At 63.9% G+C, this 15,735-nt stretch carries 14 protein-coding genes and 1 pseudogene; 10 read left to right on the top strand and 5 right to left on the bottom strand.

Features of this window, described 5'->3' with window-relative positions; all coding sequences use genetic code 11:
* Positions 1–210: 210 nt before the first annotated feature.
* The 6 genes from KEC45_RS00345 (at position 211) to KEC45_RS00320 (ending at position 6,965) form a co-directional block, all read left to right on the top strand.
* Positions 211–777 carry a F0F1 ATP synthase subunit delta gene (locus KEC45_RS00345; protein WP_062185231.1) on the top strand — a complete coding sequence of 189 codons (567 nt, stop codon included), beginning with the start codon at positions 211–213 and terminating at the stop codon, positions 775–777.
* A gap of 3 nt (positions 778–780) precedes the next feature.
* Complete coding sequence (gene atpA / locus KEC45_RS00340; RefSeq protein WP_062185234.1) at positions 781–2,310, top strand: F0F1 ATP synthase subunit alpha; 1,530 nt, start codon at positions 781–783, stop codon at positions 2,308–2,310.
* Between the two features lie 46 nt (positions 2,311–2,356).
* Positions 2,357–3,232 (top strand): F0F1 ATP synthase subunit gamma, encoded by an 876-nt coding sequence (locus KEC45_RS00335; protein ID WP_062185237.1) that lies wholly within the window; start codon positions 2,357–2,359, stop codon positions 3,230–3,232.
* Between the two features lie 24 nt (positions 3,233–3,256).
* Complete coding sequence (gene atpD, locus KEC45_RS00330; protein ID WP_238586754.1) at positions 3,257–4,792, top strand: F0F1 ATP synthase subunit beta; 1,536 nt, start codon at positions 3,257–3,259, stop codon at positions 4,790–4,792.
* 45 nt (positions 4,793–4,837) lie between these two features.
* Positions 4,838–5,095, top strand: a complete 258-nt coding sequence (locus KEC45_RS00325) for an ATP synthase F1 subunit epsilon (protein ID WP_037513563.1) — start codon at positions 4,838–4,840, stop codon at positions 5,093–5,095.
* A gap of 379 nt (positions 5,096–5,474) precedes the next feature.
* Entirely contained in the window at positions 5,475–6,965 is a 1,491-nt protein-coding gene (locus KEC45_RS00320) for a CpaF family protein (protein WP_062185238.1), read from the top strand.
* Positions 6,966–6,967: 2 nt separating this feature from the next.
* On the opposite strand, the gene KEC45_RS00315 is transcribed toward KEC45_RS00320, so the two are convergent.
* Positions 6,968–7,156, bottom strand: a complete 189-nt coding sequence (locus KEC45_RS00315) for a hypothetical protein (protein ID WP_152682477.1) — start codon at positions 7,154–7,156, stop codon at positions 6,968–6,970.
* 51 nt (positions 7,157–7,207) lie between these two features.
* Here KEC45_RS00315 and KEC45_RS00310 point away from each other — a divergent pair, with 51 nt between their 5' ends.
* Positions 7,208–8,029 carry a class I SAM-dependent methyltransferase gene (locus tag KEC45_RS00310; protein ID WP_062185241.1) on the top strand — a complete coding sequence of 274 codons (822 nt, stop codon included), beginning with the start codon at positions 7,208–7,210 and terminating at the stop codon, positions 8,027–8,029.
* A gap of 62 nt (positions 8,030–8,091) precedes the next feature.
* A complete protein-coding gene (gene aat, locus KEC45_RS00305) occupies positions 8,092–8,814 on the top strand; it encodes a leucyl/phenylalanyl-tRNA--protein transferase (protein ID WP_238586755.1) in 723 nt (240 codons plus the stop codon).
* 35 nt (positions 8,815–8,849) lie between these two features.
* On the opposite strand, the pseudogene KEC45_RS00300 reads toward aat, so the two are convergent.
* From KEC45_RS00300 to KEC45_RS00285, 4 genes and pseudogenes are all read right to left on the bottom strand, one after another.
* A pseudogene (locus tag KEC45_RS00300) lies at positions 8,850–9,020 on the bottom strand (DUF2155 domain-containing protein); the annotation flags it as partial.
* Between the two features lie 239 nt (positions 9,021–9,259).
* Positions 9,260–9,646, bottom strand: coding sequence for an NADH:ubiquinone oxidoreductase subunit NDUFA12 (locus tag KEC45_RS00295; RefSeq protein WP_062185244.1), 387 nt, complete (start codon positions 9,644–9,646; stop codon positions 9,260–9,262).
* Positions 9,647–9,815: 169 nt separating this feature from the next.
* The gene (locus KEC45_RS00290; RefSeq protein WP_062185247.1) at positions 9,816–10,271 is read right to left on the bottom strand and encodes a DUF192 domain-containing protein; all 456 of its coding nucleotides are present in this window, start codon (positions 10,269–10,271) and stop codon (positions 9,816–9,818) included.
* Positions 10,272–10,306: 35 nt separating this feature from the next.
* Complete coding sequence (locus KEC45_RS00285) at positions 10,307–10,879, bottom strand: RecX family transcriptional regulator (RefSeq protein WP_252171303.1); 573 nt, start codon at positions 10,877–10,879, stop codon at positions 10,307–10,309.
* A gap of 179 nt (positions 10,880–11,058) precedes the next feature.
* Between KEC45_RS00285 and KEC45_RS00280 the strand changes: the two genes are divergently transcribed.
* Positions 11,059–12,810, top strand: coding sequence for a fatty acyl-AMP ligase (locus tag KEC45_RS00280; protein ID WP_062185253.1), 1,752 nt, complete (start codon positions 11,059–11,061; stop codon positions 12,808–12,810).
* 542 nt (positions 12,811–13,352) lie between these two features.
* Positions 13,353–15,707, top strand: a complete 2,355-nt coding sequence (locus KEC45_RS00275) for a bifunctional diguanylate cyclase/phosphodiesterase (protein WP_062185256.1) — start codon at positions 13,353–13,355, stop codon at positions 15,705–15,707.
* Positions 15,708–15,735 lie beyond the last annotated feature (28 nt).

Genomic DNA, 15,735 nt, shown 5'->3' with positions numbered 1-15,735 from the left:
TTCGCTCTTACGACCTTTGAAGAAAGAACGGCCCTTCGACAAGCTCGGGGCCGGGGGCTGTGGGGAAGCCCGCCATTCCCCAAGCCCCGCCTTGCATTGCAGCAAAATCGTTGCTACGCGCGCCCCGACTTTGCAGCGGGGGCATTTTCGGATGTCATCAAAAATCCGCGCAACCATCCCCCTCGGGATCGTAGAAAAGGACTTTCGCGCGTGGAGAATTCCGGCGGCATTCAAGGCAACATCACGGCGGGCCTCGCGGGCCGCTATGCCAGCGCGCTGTTCGATCTGGCCCGCGAATCGAGCGCGATCGACGCGGTGGCCAAGAGCCTCGCAACGCTCAAGGCCGGTCTTGCCGATTCGGCCGACCTGTCGGCGCTGATCGCCAGCCCGGTCGTCGGCCGCACCGACGCCGCGAACGCCATCGCCGCGGTCGCCAAGGCGCTGAAGCTCGATTCGCTGACTGCCAAGTTCCTCGGCGTGCTTGCCGAGAATCGTCGGCTCGCCGACCTGCCGAAGATGATCGACGCCTTTGACGCGATCGTCGCCGATCACCGCGGCGAAGTGACCGCCAAGGTCACCAGCGCCCACCCGCTCACTGCCGAGCAGGTCAAGGCGCTGACCGCGAACCTCAAATCCCGTGTCGGCCGCGACGTCACCGTCGCGACGACCGTCGACCCCGCCATTCTCGGCGGCCTCGTCGTCCAGCTGGGCAGCCAGCTGATCGACGGCAGCATCCGTACCCGTCTCAATAGCTTCGCACAGGCGATGAAAGGCTAAACAATGGAAATCCGCGCCGCTGAAATCAGCAAGGTCATCAAGGACCAGATCGCCAATTTCGGGACCGACGCCACGGTCAGCGAAATCGGTTCGGTGCTCTCGGTCGGCGACGGCATCGCCCGCGTCCACGGCCTCGACAACGTCCAGGCCGGTGAAATGGTCGAATTCGCCAACGGCGTGCAGGGCATGGCGCTCAACCTCGAAGCCGACAACGTCGGTATCGTGATCTTCGGCAGCGACGCCGAGATCAAGGAAGGCGACACCGTCAAGCGCACCGGCACGATCGTGGACGTCCCCGTCGGCAAGGGCCTTCTCGGCCGCGTCGTCGATGGCCTCGGCAATCCGATCGACGGCAAGGGCCCGATCAAGGCCGACAAGCGCATGCGCGTTGAAGTGAAGGCACCGGGCATCATCCCGCGCACCTCGGTTCACGAACCCGTCCAGACCGGCCTGAAGGCGCTCGACGCCCTCGTCCCCGTCGGCCGCGGCCAGCGCGAACTGATCATCGGTGACCGCCAGACCGGCAAGACCGCCGTCGCGATCGACACCTTCATCAACCAGAAGCAGGCGAACGCCGGCACCGACGAATCGAAGAAGCTCTATTGCATCTACGTCGCCGTCGGTCAGAAGCGCTCGACCGTCGCGCAGATCGTCCGCCAGCTCGAAGAAAACGGCGCGATGGAATATTCGATCGTCGTCGCCGCGACCGCTTCGGAGCCCGCTCCGCTGCAGTTCCTCGCACCCTACACCGGCTGCACCATGGGCGAATTCTTCCGCGACAACGGCATGCATGCCGTGATCGTCTATGACGATCTTTCGAAGCAGGCCGTCGCCTATCGCCAGATGTCGCTGCTGCTCCGCCGCCCGCCGGGCCGCGAAGCCTATCCGGGCGACGTTTTCTATCTCCACAGCCGCCTGCTCGAGCGCGCTGCAAAGATGAACAGCGACAATGGTTCGGGTTCGCTCACCGCGCTGCCGATCATTGAAACGCAGGCGGGCGACGTTTCGGCGTACATCCCGACCAACGTGATTTCGATCACCGACGGCCAGATCTTCCTCGAAACCAACCTGTTCAACGCCGGTATCCGTCCCGCGATCAACGTCGGCCTGTCGGTGTCGCGCGTCGGCTCGGCCGCGCAGACCAAGGCGATGAAGAAGGTGTCGGGTTCGATCAAGCTCGAACTCGCGCAGTATCGCGAAATGGAAGCCTTTGCGCAGTTCGGTTCGGACCTCGACGCGTCGACGCAGAAGCTGCTCAACCGCGGCTCGCGCCTGACGCAGCTGCTGAAGCAGCCGCAGTTCCAGCCGATGCCGTTCGAAGAGCAGACCGCGTCGATCTTCGCCGGCACCAACGGCTATCTCGACAATGTCGCGACGACCGACGTGTCGCGTTATGAACAGGCGATGCTTGCCTATCTGCGCAGCGACCATGCCGATGTGCTGACCGCGATCCGTGACACCAAGGACCTTGGCGACGACGCCAAAAAGGGTCTGGTCGCGGCGCTCGACGCCTTCGCCAAGATCTTCGCTTAATCGCTTTCCGCATCCCGGCTCGGCCGGGACGCAAAGAGGGGCTTAAATGGCTTCGTTGAAGGAACTCAAAGGGCGCATCGTCTCGGTCAAGTCGACCCAGAAGATCACCAAGGCCAAGAAAATGGTCGCGGCCGCCAAGCTTCGCAAGGCGCAGGCCGCGGCCGAGGCTGCGCGTCCTTACGCGGAGCGTCTCGAAGGCGTCGTCGCCAGCCTCGCGTCGAAGGTCGGCGGGTCGGACAGCGCGCCGCAGTTGCTCGCCGGCACCGGCAAGAGCGACACGCACCTGCTCGTCGTGCTCAACAGCGACCGCGGCCTTGCCGGCGCGTTCAACTCGAACATCGTCAAGGCGGCGCGCGACAAGGCGCTCGACCTGCAGGCCCAGGGCAAGAAGGTCATCTTCTACCTGATCGGCCGCAAGGGTCGTCCGGTGATCGCACGCCTGTTCGCCGGCCAGATCGTCGAACAATATGAAACGACCGGCATCCGCGACATCGGCTTCGAACAGGCGCACGACGTCTCGGCAAAGGTGATGGAACTGTACGAAGCCGGCGCGTTCGACGTCGCGCATCTCTTCTATTCGAAGTTCCGCTCGGCGCTTCTTCAGGAAGCGACCGGCCAGCAGTTGATCCCCGTTCCCGCCCCCGTCGATGTTCCGGCGTCGAGCGGCGCCGCGGTCGAATATGAGCCCGACGAGGAAGCGATCCTCGCCGACCTCTTGCCGCGCAACATCACGATCCAGATCTTCAAGGGCCTCCTTGAAAACGCCGCGTCCGAACAGGGTGCGTCGATGACCGCGATGGACAATGCGACGCGCAACGCAGGCGACCTGATCAACAAGCTGACCATCGTTTACAACCGCACGCGTCAGGCGGCGATCACCACCGAACTCATCGAAATCATTGCCGGCGCCGAAGCGCTGTAAGCTATCCAAGCAAGGAAGAAACCAATGGCTACCGCTCCCGCTGAAAAGAAGGCTCCTGCCAAGAAGGCCGCCGCGCCCAAGGCTGCTGCGCCCAAAAAGGCCGCCGCTCCCAAGGCTGCAAGCACCGGCACCGCCACGGGCCGCATCGCACAGGTCATCGGCGCCGTCGTCGACGTCCAGTTCACCGGCACGCTGCCCGCGATTCTGAACGCGCTCGAAACCGACAACAACGGCAACCGCCTTGTCCTCGAAGTCGCCCAGCACCTCGGTGAAAACACCGTCCGCACGATCGCGATGGACGCGACCGACGGCCTGACCCGCGGCCAGCCCGTGACCGACACCGGCGCGCAGATCTCGGTCCCCGTCGGCCCGCAGACGCTCGGCCGCATCCTCAACGTCATCGGCGAGCCGATCGACGAACAGGGCCCGGTGAACGCCGTCAGCGTCGCGCCGATCCACGCCAAGGCTCCGGAATTCGTCGACCAGTCGACCGAAACGAGCATCCTCGTCACCGGCATCAAGGTCATCGACCTGATCGCCCCCTACGCAAAGGGCGGCAAGATCGGCCTGTTCGGCGGCGCGGGCGTCGGCAAGACGGTTCTCATTCAGGAACTGATCAACAACATCGCCAAGGGCCATGGTGGTACGTCGGTGTTCGCGGGCGTCGGTGAACGCACCCGCGAAGGCAACGATCTCTATCACGAATTCCTCGACGCCGGCGTTATCGCCAAGGACGCCGACGGCAATCCGACCCCCGAGGGATCGAAGGTTGCGCTGGTGTTCGGCCAGATGAACGAACCCCCGGGCGCCCGCGCTCGCGTTGCGCTCTCGGGTCTGACGATCGCCGAATATTTCCGCGATCAGGAAGGCCAGGACGTGCTCTTCTTCGTCGACAACATCTTCCGCTTCACCCAGGCGGGTTCGGAAGTGTCGGCACTGCTCGGCCGTATTCCTTCGGCTGTGGGTTACCAGCCGACCCTGTCGACCGACATGGGCGCGCTGCAGGAACGCATCACCTCGACCAACAAGGGTTCGATCACCTCGGTGCAGGCCATTTACGTTCCCGCGGATGACCTTACCGACCCTGCGCCGGCAACCTCCTTCGCTCACTTGGACGCGACGACGACGCTCAACCGCGCGATTTCGGAACTCGGCATCTATCCGGCGGTCGATCCGCTCGACTCGACCTCGCGCGTTCTGACCGCCGCGATCGTCGGGCAGGAACATTATGAAACCGCCCGCCGCGTTCAGGAAACGCTGCAGAAGTACAAGTCGCTTCAGGACATCATCGCAATTCTCGGCATGGACGAGCTCAGCGAAGAAGATAAGCTGGTCGTTGCCCGCGCGCGCAAGATCCAGCGCTTCCTGTCGCAGCCGTTCCACGTCGCCGAAGTTTTCACCAACATCCCCGGCAAGTTCGTGGCGATCGAAGACACGGTGAAGTCGTTCAAGGCAGTCGTCGACGGCGAGTATGACCACCTTCCCGAAGCGGCCTTCTACATGGTCGGCGGCATCGACGAAGCGGTCGCCAAGGCCGCGAAGCTCGCCGAAGACGCGTAACACACCTACACCCCTCCCCCGTGGGGAGGGGTTTAAGGACATATCATGGCTCTGAAGTTCGAACTCGTCACCCCCGCCCGCCTAGAGCGGACCGCCGACGTCCATATGGTCACCGTGCCGGGGACCGAGGGCGATTTCTCGGTGCTCGAAGGCCACGCGCCCTTCATGGCGACGCTGCGCAACGGCCCGCTGACGATCTATGCAACCGCGGGCGCAGCGCCCGAGGTGATCGAAGTCGAAGGCGGCTTTGCCGAGGTTAACGAAGCCGGCCTGACCGTCCTCGCCGAGCATATCGCAAGCTAATTGCTTCCGCCGTCCACGGCGATCAAAAGCCCGCATCCTCTTCGGATGCGGGCTTTTTTTTATGCGTTCGCGATGGGACGAGAAAAATTCGCGCAGAGAGACGCCGAGGCCGTAGCTATTCTGCTCACGCGGAGACGCGGAGGATCAGGTTCGCGCAGAGGCACAGAGATCTCAGCAATATGATGAAAGGCGGCAAAAGCCGCCAATTTTTCTTCTCCGCGTCTCCGCGTGAACCCTTTGCCGTGCCCATAAGCCGCATTCACAATCGCCCGGCGCATTAGGACAATGTCAAAGTTTCCGATTTATTCACCGTGTCGGATGGGGGTTCGTTTGCACTGGCAGCGATGCTCCTGAAAGATATGGAAGCAGGATAAAACGGATGAGTGCATTCGGACGCCGCCCCGGAACCGCTGGCCGCCCCGCCTTTGGCGTCGCGAAGCCGATGCAGACTGGCCCCGGCGTGCCCGGCGGCTCGCAGTTCCCCGCGATCGACACCCCGGTCGAAATCCCGCAGATGCCGTCGAACATGACGCCCGAAGAAGAGGCGATGGAACGGCTCAACCAGCGGTCGACCGCCGAAATGGCGGAACCCGAAAAGGCGCAAGGATTCGAGGCCAGCGTCCACAAGATCAAGGAACAGGTGCTGCCGCGCCTGCTCGAACGCGTCGACCCCGAAGCGGCCGCGACGCTTAACAAGGAAGAACTCACCGAGGAATTCCGCCCGATCATCCTTGAGGTGCTCGCCGAACTGCGCATCACGCTCAACCGCCGCGAACAGTTTGCGCTCGAAAAGGTACTCGTCGACGAATTGCTCGGCTTCGGTCCGCTCGAGGAACTGCTGTCGGACCCGGACATCAGCGACATCATGGTCAACGGGCCCTACCAGACATATGTCGAGCGCAAGGGCCAGTTGGTCATCGCGCCGATCCAGTTCCGCGACGAACAGCATCTGTTCCAGATCGCGCAGCGGATCTGCAACATGGTCGGCCGCCGCGTCGACCAGACCACCCCGCTTGCCGACGCCCGTTTGAAGGACGGCAGCCGCGTTAACGTGATCGTACCGCCGCTATCCCTGCGCGGCACCGCAATCTCGATTCGTAAATTCTCGGCCAAGCCGATTACGCTCGACATGCTGTGCCAGTGGGGCGCGATGAGCCAAAAGATGTGCACCGCGCTGAAGATCGCGGGCGCGAGCCGTTTCAACATCGTCATCTCGGGCGGTACGGGTTCGGGTAAGACGACGATGCTCAACGCGCTGTCGAAGATGATCGACCCCGGCGAACGCGTGCTGACGATCGAAGACGCCGCCGAACTCCGTCTGCAGCAGCCGCACTGGCTGCCGCTCGAAACGCGCCCGGCGAACCTTGAAGGCAATGGTGCGATCCACATGGGCGACCTTGTGAAGAACGCGCTGCGTATGCGTCCCGACCGCATCATCATGGGCGAAGTTCGCGGCGCGGAGTGCTTCGACCTTCTCGCCGCGATGAACACGGGTCACGACGGGTCGATGTGTACGCTCCACAGCAACAGCCCGCGCGAATGCCTCGGCCGTATGGAAAATATGGTGCTGATGGGCGACATCAAGATTCCGAAGGAAGCGATTTCGAAGCAGATCGCCGACTCGGTCGACCTGATCGTCCAGATCAAGCGCCTGCGCGACGGTTCGCGCCGCGTCACCAACGTTACCGAAGTGATCGGCATGGAAGGCGACGTCATCGTCACCCAGGAACTCTTCAAGTTCGAATATCTCGACGAGGACAAGGACGGCAAGATCGTCGGCGAATATCGCGCGATGGGCCTGCGCCCCTATACCCTGGAAAAGGCCCGCCAATACGGCTTCGACCAGCCCTATCTCGAGGCCTGTCTCTGACCTTATCTGCCGCTTAGCCAGAATGCCGTCGCGAACAGCGCGACGGCGGCGGAGCCCAGCGCGATGCCGCGCCACGGCATGAATCCGACATTATCGACGTCGCGCCGGTTGTTGCGGCGCCAGCTCGCAACCTCGGCAACGCCGAACAGGATCGCGGCACCGATCCCGACTGACAGCATCGACACTTGCATTGCCGCGCATCCCTTCGCAAACAGGGCCTTCCCCTGGAGAGAGGTGCCCATATGCGTTCCCTGTTACTGGTTGCAAGTGCTGCCGCCCTGATCGCCGTTCCCGCTGCCGCGATGCAGCATGATGCCCACGCCGCCCACAAGGCGCATGACGCGATCGCCGCCGCCGTGGCAGCCCCCACCCGCTCGGCAACGAACACGCCGCGCGACAAATATCGCCACCCCGCCGAAACGCTTGCCTTCTTTGGCGTGAAGCCCGGCGACACGGTGGTGGAGCTTTGGCCCGGCGGCGGCTGGTACACAGAGATTCTCGCCCCGCTTGCAAAGTCGGGCAGCGGCACGCTCTATGTCGCGGCGCCGTGGGAACGCGGTCTCAACCGTGTCAAAGCGAAGCAGGCCGAGAATGCCGAAGTCTATGGCGCGGTGAAGCTGGCCGAATTCCCGAATGCGGGTACCAATCCAAAGGTCCCCGATGGCAGCGCCGATGTCGTGCTGACCTTTCGCAACGTCCACAACTGGCGCTTCGACGGCACCGACAATACCGCTGCGGCCTTCAAGCAGATCTTCGCGATGCTCAAACCCGGCGGCACGCTGGGCGTCGTCGAGCATCGGCTCAACGAAAGCGACGACAGCGCGAAGGAAGAAAAGTCGGGCTATATGAAGAAAAGCTCGATCGTCGCCTTTGCCGAAGCCGCGGGCTTCAAGCTTGCGGGCGAGAGCGAGATCAACGCCAATCCGAAAGATACCAAGGATTACCCCAAGGGCGTCTGGACGCTGCCGCCGAACCTGACCGAAGGCGAGACCGATCGCGCGAAATATATCGCAATCGGCGAATCGGACCGGATGACGCTGAAATTCGTGAAGCCCGCGAGCTGAAACACTTCGAATCCATAGACCCGGCGCTGTTGCTCAGCGCCTATGCGCAGGGCATTTTTCCGATGGCCGACGGGGCGGACGACCCGTCGGTCCATTGGGTCGAACCGCGGCTGCGCGCAATCCTGCCCCTGGATGGCTTTCACCTGTCGCACAGCCTGAAAAAGGTGATCGTGTCGGACCGCTTCCGCGTGACGACCGACACCGCCTTTTCCGACATGGTCGCGCTGTGCGCGCAGCCCGCCGACGACCGGCCGACGACGTGGATCAACCCCGTGATCAAGGCGAGCTATGACCGCCTGTTCCAGATTGGTCATGCGCATAGCGTCGAATGCTGGCTCGATGGCGAGCTCGCGGGCGGCCTCTACGGCGTGTCGCTCGGCCGCGCCTTTTTCGGCGAATCGATGGTCAGCCGCGCGCGCGACGCATCGAAGGTCGCACTCGCGCACCTCGTCGCGCGGCTCATCGCCGGCGGGTGGCGATTGCTCGACTGCCAGTTCATCACGCCGCATCTCGCCAGCCTCGGCGCGATCGAAATCCGCCAGGCCGACTATCTCGCGCGGCTTTATTCGGTGTTGGCTGGCGGCGACGGCGCCGCCTTGGGTGCCGGCGCCGGGACGACGGGCGGCGCCACGGGCGGCGCAGTGCCCTCGCCGCCGTTCGTCGCCGGGGACTGGGGCGCACTCGACGCCTTGGGCGCGGCGGCGGCGCCCGATTTGGGCGCCGAACGCGCAACGGGTTCGCCCCCCGGATATGTCATTGCGCAGCTTTTGACAAAGACGTCATAGATCGGGTGCTGGATCACGTTGCGGTCGGGCCGCTCGCGAAAAATCCAGCCTGAAAAGACGCGGCGCCATTTGTCGTCGCGTTGATCCTGGACCGTCAACTGTACGAACGCGCCCGTTTCGGGCGGGTCTTCCCACGGCGCGGTTTGCTCGCAGGCGCGCAACCGGACGATCGCGCGTCCAACCCGCGCCGTTTCACCGGGCTTCATCTCAAGCTCGCGAACCAGGCCGTTACGCTTGTTGAGCAGGCCGACGACGGCGACGCGCTCGGCCATCGGCGTCGCGCCCTCTATGCCGCCGACTTCCTGCGGCACGCGTTCGGATTTGGCGACGGTCGGGACCGTGGTGCTGCCTCCCGGTTTCGACGGTGTCCGGTCGCAGGCGGTCAGCGCGGTCGCGGCCAGAAGCGCGATCAGCGCAGTCGAAATCTGGCGCGGCACGCTACGCTTCACTCGGCGCCGGGCCGCCAGGCCTCATAATCGCCGGTCGCAGCGGCACGCTGGCCGCCGCGTTCGAGCGCCCCGGCGGGGCGATAGGCGCCCGTGCTGCCGGTCAGATTCGGGGTCGGTTCCTTTTCCCACGCGCGCGGCGCGGGGAGGATATCGGTCGGGAGTTCGTCGAACGTGCCGTGCAGCCAGCCGTGCCATTCGGGCGGCACGCGGCTCGCGTCGTTCGATCCATTGTAGATCACCCAGCGACGGCTGCCCTTTTTGGCGCGGAAATAGCGGTTGCCGAGGCTGTCCTCGCCCACCTTCGTGCCGGTGCTCCAGCTATTCAGCAGGGTGCCGACGGTCGCACCGTCCCACCAGGTAAAAATCTTGCCCAAGATGCTCATGGCGTGGCGTTTACAGCCAAGCAGCGCGGTCGCGCAAGCGCCAAAGCGGCATAGCGCTTCCCCTTTGTCCGTTTGTCCTGAGCTTGTCGAAGGACCGCACTTGCCTTCGACCTCGACAGGAAAAGGACCGCCCTTCGACAAGCTCAGGGCGAACGGAAACGGGGATGGCTCAATCCGTCCACGTCACCTTTGCCGTCTCGTCGATCCCGAGCCGCGCCGCCGTGCCGCCCGCAAGTTCGAGCACCGCCGAAACCTCGCCGCCGCTCACCACCGGTTCGAGCGATTCGGGGATCGTATTTTCGGCGATCCGGTCGATGCTGCCGTCAGCGCGAATGAAGAGCATATCCAGCGGGATCAGCGTGTTCTTCATCCAGAAGCTGCCGATACGCGGTTTCGCGAACGGAAAGATCATGCCGCCGTCGGCGGGCAGGCTGGTGCGGAACATCAGCCCGCGATCCTGCTCTTCATCGGTGCGCGCGACTTCGACGTTGAATTTATGCGCCGTCCCTTTTGACGTGATCGTCAAAGGGATCGTTGCGGCGCTCGCATTCTCGCTTGCATCCTTGCTGCATGCCATCATCGGCAGAGCGAGCGACAGGGCAAGGGCGGTCAATATGGCGCGCATCGGCAAATCCTCATCCCGAATGAATTGCGCCCGACCTAATCGAGCGCTGCTTCATCGTCCAGCGCTGCCAGCCCGGCCTCGTCCCCCGGCGCCACGGAGAGGATACGGCGCGCGATCGTCATGCTGTGCCCCGCGCGCAAAAAGGCGCCCATTTGCCGCTCGCGCTGCTTGGGATCGTCGGACGCGCGGACGGCAAAGGGTCCGAACCGCCGTCGACGTGCAAAGCCGACTGCCGCCGCCACCGCGGCGCCTTCGGCCGTCTCGATCGCCTCGCCGCTGTCCTCTTCGGCAATTCCGTCGACAAAAAGCTGCGCTTTGACCCGCTGTACGCCCAGCCCGCGCCGCGTCATCGCGCCCGCCCGCATTGCGGCATATTGGCGGTCGTCGAGATATCGCAATTGCTCCATCCGGTCGGCGATCGACTCGCACGCCGTCATGGCGTCAACATCGTCTATCCATTCGGATTCGCGGATTTTTCTTGCCAGATAGCGCGTCAATTTGGCCCTGCTGGTCGCGAATCGCGCGACATAGGCAAGCGCCAGTTCGTCAAGCTTGGCTGCGCCGAGGGGCCTTTTCGATCGGTCGGATGAGGGGCGGCGGTTGGCCATATGCCATGTTTGTGCCACAGTCGGGCCTGATTGAGAACGATCAACACCGCCATATCGGGCCATAACGCCCGGAAATGGGCGATTGTTCTAACAACACAGGGCTCGCGCACGGTACTATGGCTTCAAAAGATGACATGCTTGTTGCCGCGCGGCCCGTTTCACGGGATGTCGCACCCCCTATGACCGATATCATCGAAACACCGGCCGACGAACTGACGTCGACGCCCACCCTTTGCGCCCAGCCGCGCCGCTTTTCGGACTTCGCCACCGTCGGTGAAGCGCTCGACTATGCCGCCGCGGGCACGCGCGGGCTCAATTTCCACGATCCGCGTGGGCGTCTTGTGCGACCCTATCCGTACAGCGAACTCAAGGCCGATTCGCTCGCCACCGCCTATCGCCTGATCGCCGCTGGCGTGAAGCCCGGCGACCGTATCGCGCTGATTGCCGAGACCGGTGCCGAGTTCGCCGCGCTCTTCTTCGGCACCATCTATGCCGGCGCCTGGCCGGTGCCGCTGCCGCTGCCGACCAGCTTCGGCGGACGCGATTCCTATGTCGGCCAGCTCGTCGTCCAGCTTTCGAGCTGCGACCCGACGATGCTGTTCTTCCCGCCCGAAATCGCCGCGATGGCGATCGAAGCGGCGGAAAAGGAAGGCGTGAAGCCCATCGACTGGAGCGAGTTCGAAAAGAAGCCGGCACCGGTGACAACGCTTCCCGAGCAGAAGTCGGACGAGACCTGCTATCTCCAGTACAGCAGCGGCTCGACCCGCTTCCCGCATGGCGTCGCGGTCACCCACGCCGCGCTGCTCAACAATCTCGCCGCGCATAGCCACGGCATGAAGCTTGAGGACAGCGACCGCTGCATCAGTTGGCTGCCCTGGTATCACGACATGGGCCTTGTCGGCTGCCTGCTCTCGCCCGTCGCCAACCAGGTGTCGGTCGATTACCTCAAGACCGAGGATTTTGCCCGCCGTCCGCTCGCCTGGCTCGACCTGATCAGCCGTAACGAGGGCACGACGCTCAGCTATTCGCCGACCTTCGGCTACGATATTTGCGCGCGCCGCGTGTCGAGCCAGACGCATGTCGCCGACCGTTTCGACCTGTCGCGCTGGCGCGTCGCGGGCAATGGCGCCGACATGATCCGCCCCGACGTGATGCAGAGCTTCGTCGACGCCTTTGCCGACGCGGGCTTCAAGGCCAGCGCCTTCCTGCCAAGCTATGGCCTCGCCGAAGCGACGCTCGCCGTCAGCATCATGCCCCCGGGTGAGGGCATTGTCGTCGAACTGGTCGAGGAAACCGAATTGTCGGGGGCTGCGAATGATTCGGGCCGCCCGACGCGTTATCGCGCGATCGTGAACTGCGGCCGCGCCGCGCGCGACATGGTGATCGAGGTTCGCGACGAGGCGGGGGGCGTACTGCCCGACCAGACGGTCGGCAAGGTGTGGTGCACCGGGCCGTCGCTGATGACCGGCTATTTCCGCGATCCCGAATCGACGGCCGCCTGCATGAAGGACGGCTGGCTCGACACCGGCGATATGGGTTATTTGTCAGACGGCTATATCTACATCGTCGGCCGCGCCAAGGACATGATCATCATCAACGGCAAGAATCACTGGCCGCAGGATATCGAGTGGGCGGTCGAACAATTGCCGGGCTTCAAATCGGGCGACATCGCGGCCTTTGCGATCACCGCGCCGGGCGGCGAGGAAACCCCCGCCGTGCTCGTCCAGTGCCGCACCAGCGACGAGGCCGAACGCCTCGCGCTGCGCGAGACCATCCGCGAACGCGTCCGCGCGATCACGGGCATGAATTGCCTGATCGAGCTGATCCCGCCGCGCACATTGCCCCGCACCAGTTCGGGCAAACTCAGCCGGTCGAAAGCGCGCGCGCAATATCTGGCCGGGGAAATTCAGCCTTTCGCAATGGCTGCGTAGGACGGACTCGACCGTTTTCGGCCGAAAGCCGACCTATCTTTCGTCGTCACCCCGGACTTGATCCGGGGTCCCGCTATTTCGTGAAACGTGCCCGTGCCTTCAAAAAGCGGGATCCCGGGTCAAGCCCGGGATGACGGAAGTGGGTGGCCGATCGCCCGCTTCCCACCCCAAAACAAACATCGCCTTCAAATAGGTCTTTCCTACATTATCCGGCCGTGCCAGCTTTCATTCGGCGAACAAAAAAGCGGTCGCGGCCCGGCTTGCGGGTGCGACCATGATCGGACGTGCCGCACATATCCAGCACTCCGCGACTTGCAAATGGGAGCGCTCATAGGGCTGAACTTCCCTGAACTTTGGAAGATGGCGCTCTCCTTGCGCCGACCCGATCGCGGATCCAGCCGGGCGATATCCAAAGAGGGCAGCGGCAGCTCACCACCCCCATTGCCGGCTGTCGCGCACATTGTCCCTCGGTGGGACAGATATTCTCACCAGAACAGCCGCATAGTTACCTTCGGGTAACTCCCGCGCGCTAGACAGGGCGGGTGAAAAGCCTGCTGACCGATCCACTTGCTGCCGAAGTCATTCCTGCGCGGACCCTGTTGGGGCTGGGGCCGCGTGATCAGGACATCGGCAACCTCCGCCAGCTCCAGCTTGCGCCGCTCCGCGGCCGCGGCTCGCTGCGTCTGGTGATGGGCATGGGCATGGCGATCGTCGCGGCATTCACCATGATCCTCAACGTGCCGATGGCAGTCGCGGGCGGCTGGCTGGCATGCACGCTGATTTTCGGCTTTTGGTCGTACAGTCGTTTTCGCGGCCTTCCATTCGGCGACCTCAAGCTTTCGGGCGTTGCCGAATATCGGCTTTGCACGCGCCATGCGCTCTATTCGGCGCTGGTCTGGGGCAGCCTTTTCTGGCTGCAGGGACTGACGCCCACGCTCGACCATGTGCTGTCGATGTGGACGATCGCGGTGCTGATGATGGTTACCCTTTCGATCGTCGCGCACAGCGTCCCGCTGGCCTGTGTGCTGTTTATCGCGCCGGTTTCTTTGTCCGCCGCCGCCGCGCTCACGCGCGCGGGAGCGCCGCAACTCGCCGCGGTCGCCCTTGTCGCGGGCTTTCTGCTTTGCGCCTTTTGCGTGCGCTTCGCGCAAAGCCATATCCGCTTCCGCCGCGCCGAAGAGACGCTGCACGAAAAGACCGAGACGGTCAGCCTGCTGCTCCGCGAGTTCGAAGAAACCTCGGCCGACTGGCTCTGGCAGACCGATAATAGCCGCCGCCTGATCCATGTCTCGCCGCGCCTTGCCTATGCGCTCGGCGGCACCGCAGAGACGCTGGAGGGCGTCCCGCTCCTGCAAGCGCTTTCGGGCGACGCCTGGGAGACCGGCCTGTTCCCCAAAAGCCTGCACGACATGGCCGAACGGATGAAACGGCGCGAAAGCTTTTCGAACCTGATCGTCCCCGTGACGATCGGGGGTGCACCGCGCTGGTGGGAATTGTCCGCATCGCCGCGCCTTGACGAAACCGGCAAATTCCTCGGCTTTCGCGGCGTCGGGTCGGACGTCACCGAAAAGCGCGCGACCGCTGAACAGATCGCCAAGATGGCGCGATTCGACAATCTGACCGGCCTGCCCAATCGCCTCAGCCTCAACGAAGATCTGGCGCGCGCGCTGAGCCATGCCATCGACGCCAAATCGCGCTGTGCGCTGCTGATGATCGACCTCGACCGGTTCAAGGCGGTCAATGATACATTGGGCCATCCCGTCGGCGACAAATTGCTCGCGCAGGTCGCGGCGCGGCTCAAGGGCCTGATGGAGCGCGGGATGACGTGCGGGCGCCTTGGCGGCGACGAATTCGCGGTCGTGCTCCACAATGTCGCCTCTGCCGACAGCGCCGAGGACCTTGCGCAGCGGATCATCACGACGATCAGTCGCCCTTATGTGGTCGACAATCACCAGCTTTTCGTCGGCGCCAGCATCGGTTTCGCGATCGGGCCGACCGATGGCGCGACGGTCGAGACGCTGACGCGCAACGCCGACCTTGCGCTCTACAAATCCAAGGACAAGGGGGGCAATGTCGTTGCCGCCTATGTCGCATCCCTGCACGCCCAGGCCGAGGAACGGCGCGTGATGGAGCAGGAATTGCGCGGCGCCCTCGAACGCGGCGAATTCGAGCTTTATTATCAGCCGGTGGTGACCGCGGTCGACGGCACGCTCAACGGTTTCGAGGCATTGATCCGCTGGAATAACAAGAAGCTCGGCAATGTGTCGCCGGGCCGCTTCATCCCACTGGCCGAGGATGCGCGCCTGATCTCGCCCATCGGCGAATGGGTGCTGCGCACGGCGTGCCGCGAAGCGATGAAATGGCCGTCTAACCTGAAGGTCGCGATCAACGTCTCGGCCGACCAGCTTACCGACCCCAGCTTCGCCTCGGTCGTCGTCTCGGCGCTCGCGCAGAGCGGGCTTTCGCCGCAGAGGCTCGAGATCGAAGTCACCGAAAGCGTGTTCCTGCGCGACGGCGGCGGCGCGGCGCAGTTGCTCGACCAGCTCATCGGCCTCGGCATCCGCCTGTCGCTCGACGATTTCGGCACCGGCTATTCGTCGCTCGGCTATCTGCGCAAGACGCAGTTCTCGACGATCAAGGTCGACCGCAGCTTTGTCGTCGGCGCGGCGAAGGGCAGCATCGAATCGATCGCGATCATCCGCGCCGTCGTCGCGCTGGCCGACAGCCTGGGCATGTCGACGACCGCCGAGGGCGCCGAAACCGAACTTGAGGTCGAGACGCTCCGCGGCTTCGGCTGCAGCAATATCCAGGGCTATTATTATGGCCGTCCCATGCCCGCGAGCGACGTGCTGACGCTGTTCCGCGCGCCCGACGACATCGCGACCGTCGCCGCCTGACGGCGATAAAACGAACCGTCCGCGCGAC

This window comes from Sphingopyxis sp. USTB-05, from assembly GCF_023822045.1.
Classification (GTDB): Bacteria; Pseudomonadota; Alphaproteobacteria; order Sphingomonadales; family Sphingomonadaceae; genus Sphingopyxis.
This window is presented reverse-complemented; position numbering and strand designations above follow the sequence as displayed.

Excerpts from the sequence above, each read along its gene's own strand:
- atpA (WP_062185234.1), top strand. The coding sequence starts at position 781 with ATGGAAATCCGCGCCGCTGAAATCAGCAAGGTCATCAAGGACCAGATC.
- KEC45_RS00335 (WP_062185237.1), top strand. The coding sequence starts at position 2,357 with ATGGCTTCGTTGAAGGAACTCAAAGGGCGCATCGTCTCGGTCAAGTCG.
- atpD (WP_238586754.1), top strand. The coding sequence starts at position 3,257 with ATGGCTACCGCTCCCGCTGAAAAGAAGGCTCCTGCCAAGAAGGCCGCC.
- KEC45_RS00325 (WP_037513563.1), top strand. The coding sequence starts at position 4,838 with ATGGCTCTGAAGTTCGAACTCGTCACCCCCGCCCGCCTAGAGCGGACC.
- KEC45_RS00320 (WP_062185238.1), top strand. The coding sequence starts at position 5,475 with ATGAGTGCATTCGGACGCCGCCCCGGAACCGCTGGCCGCCCCGCCTTT.
- KEC45_RS00315 (WP_152682477.1), bottom strand. The coding sequence starts at position 7,156 with ATGCAAGTGTCGATGCTGTCAGTCGGGATCGGTGCCGCGATCCTGTTC.
- KEC45_RS00310 (WP_062185241.1), top strand. The coding sequence starts at position 7,208 with ATGCGTTCCCTGTTACTGGTTGCAAGTGCTGCCGCCCTGATCGCCGTT.
- aat (WP_238586755.1), top strand. The coding sequence starts at position 8,092 with ATGGCCGACGGGGCGGACGACCCGTCGGTCCATTGGGTCGAACCGCGG.
- KEC45_RS00295 (WP_062185244.1), bottom strand. The coding sequence starts at position 9,646 with ATGAGCATCTTGGGCAAGATTTTTACCTGGTGGGACGGTGCGACCGTC.
- KEC45_RS00290 (WP_062185247.1), bottom strand. The coding sequence starts at position 10,271 with ATGCGCGCCATATTGACCGCCCTTGCCCTGTCGCTCGCTCTGCCGATG.
- KEC45_RS00285 (WP_252171303.1), bottom strand. The coding sequence starts at position 10,879 with ATGGCCAACCGCCGCCCCTCATCCGACCGATCGAAAAGGCCCCTCGGC.
- KEC45_RS00280 (WP_062185253.1), top strand. The coding sequence starts at position 11,059 with ATGACCGATATCATCGAAACACCGGCCGACGAACTGACGTCGACGCCC.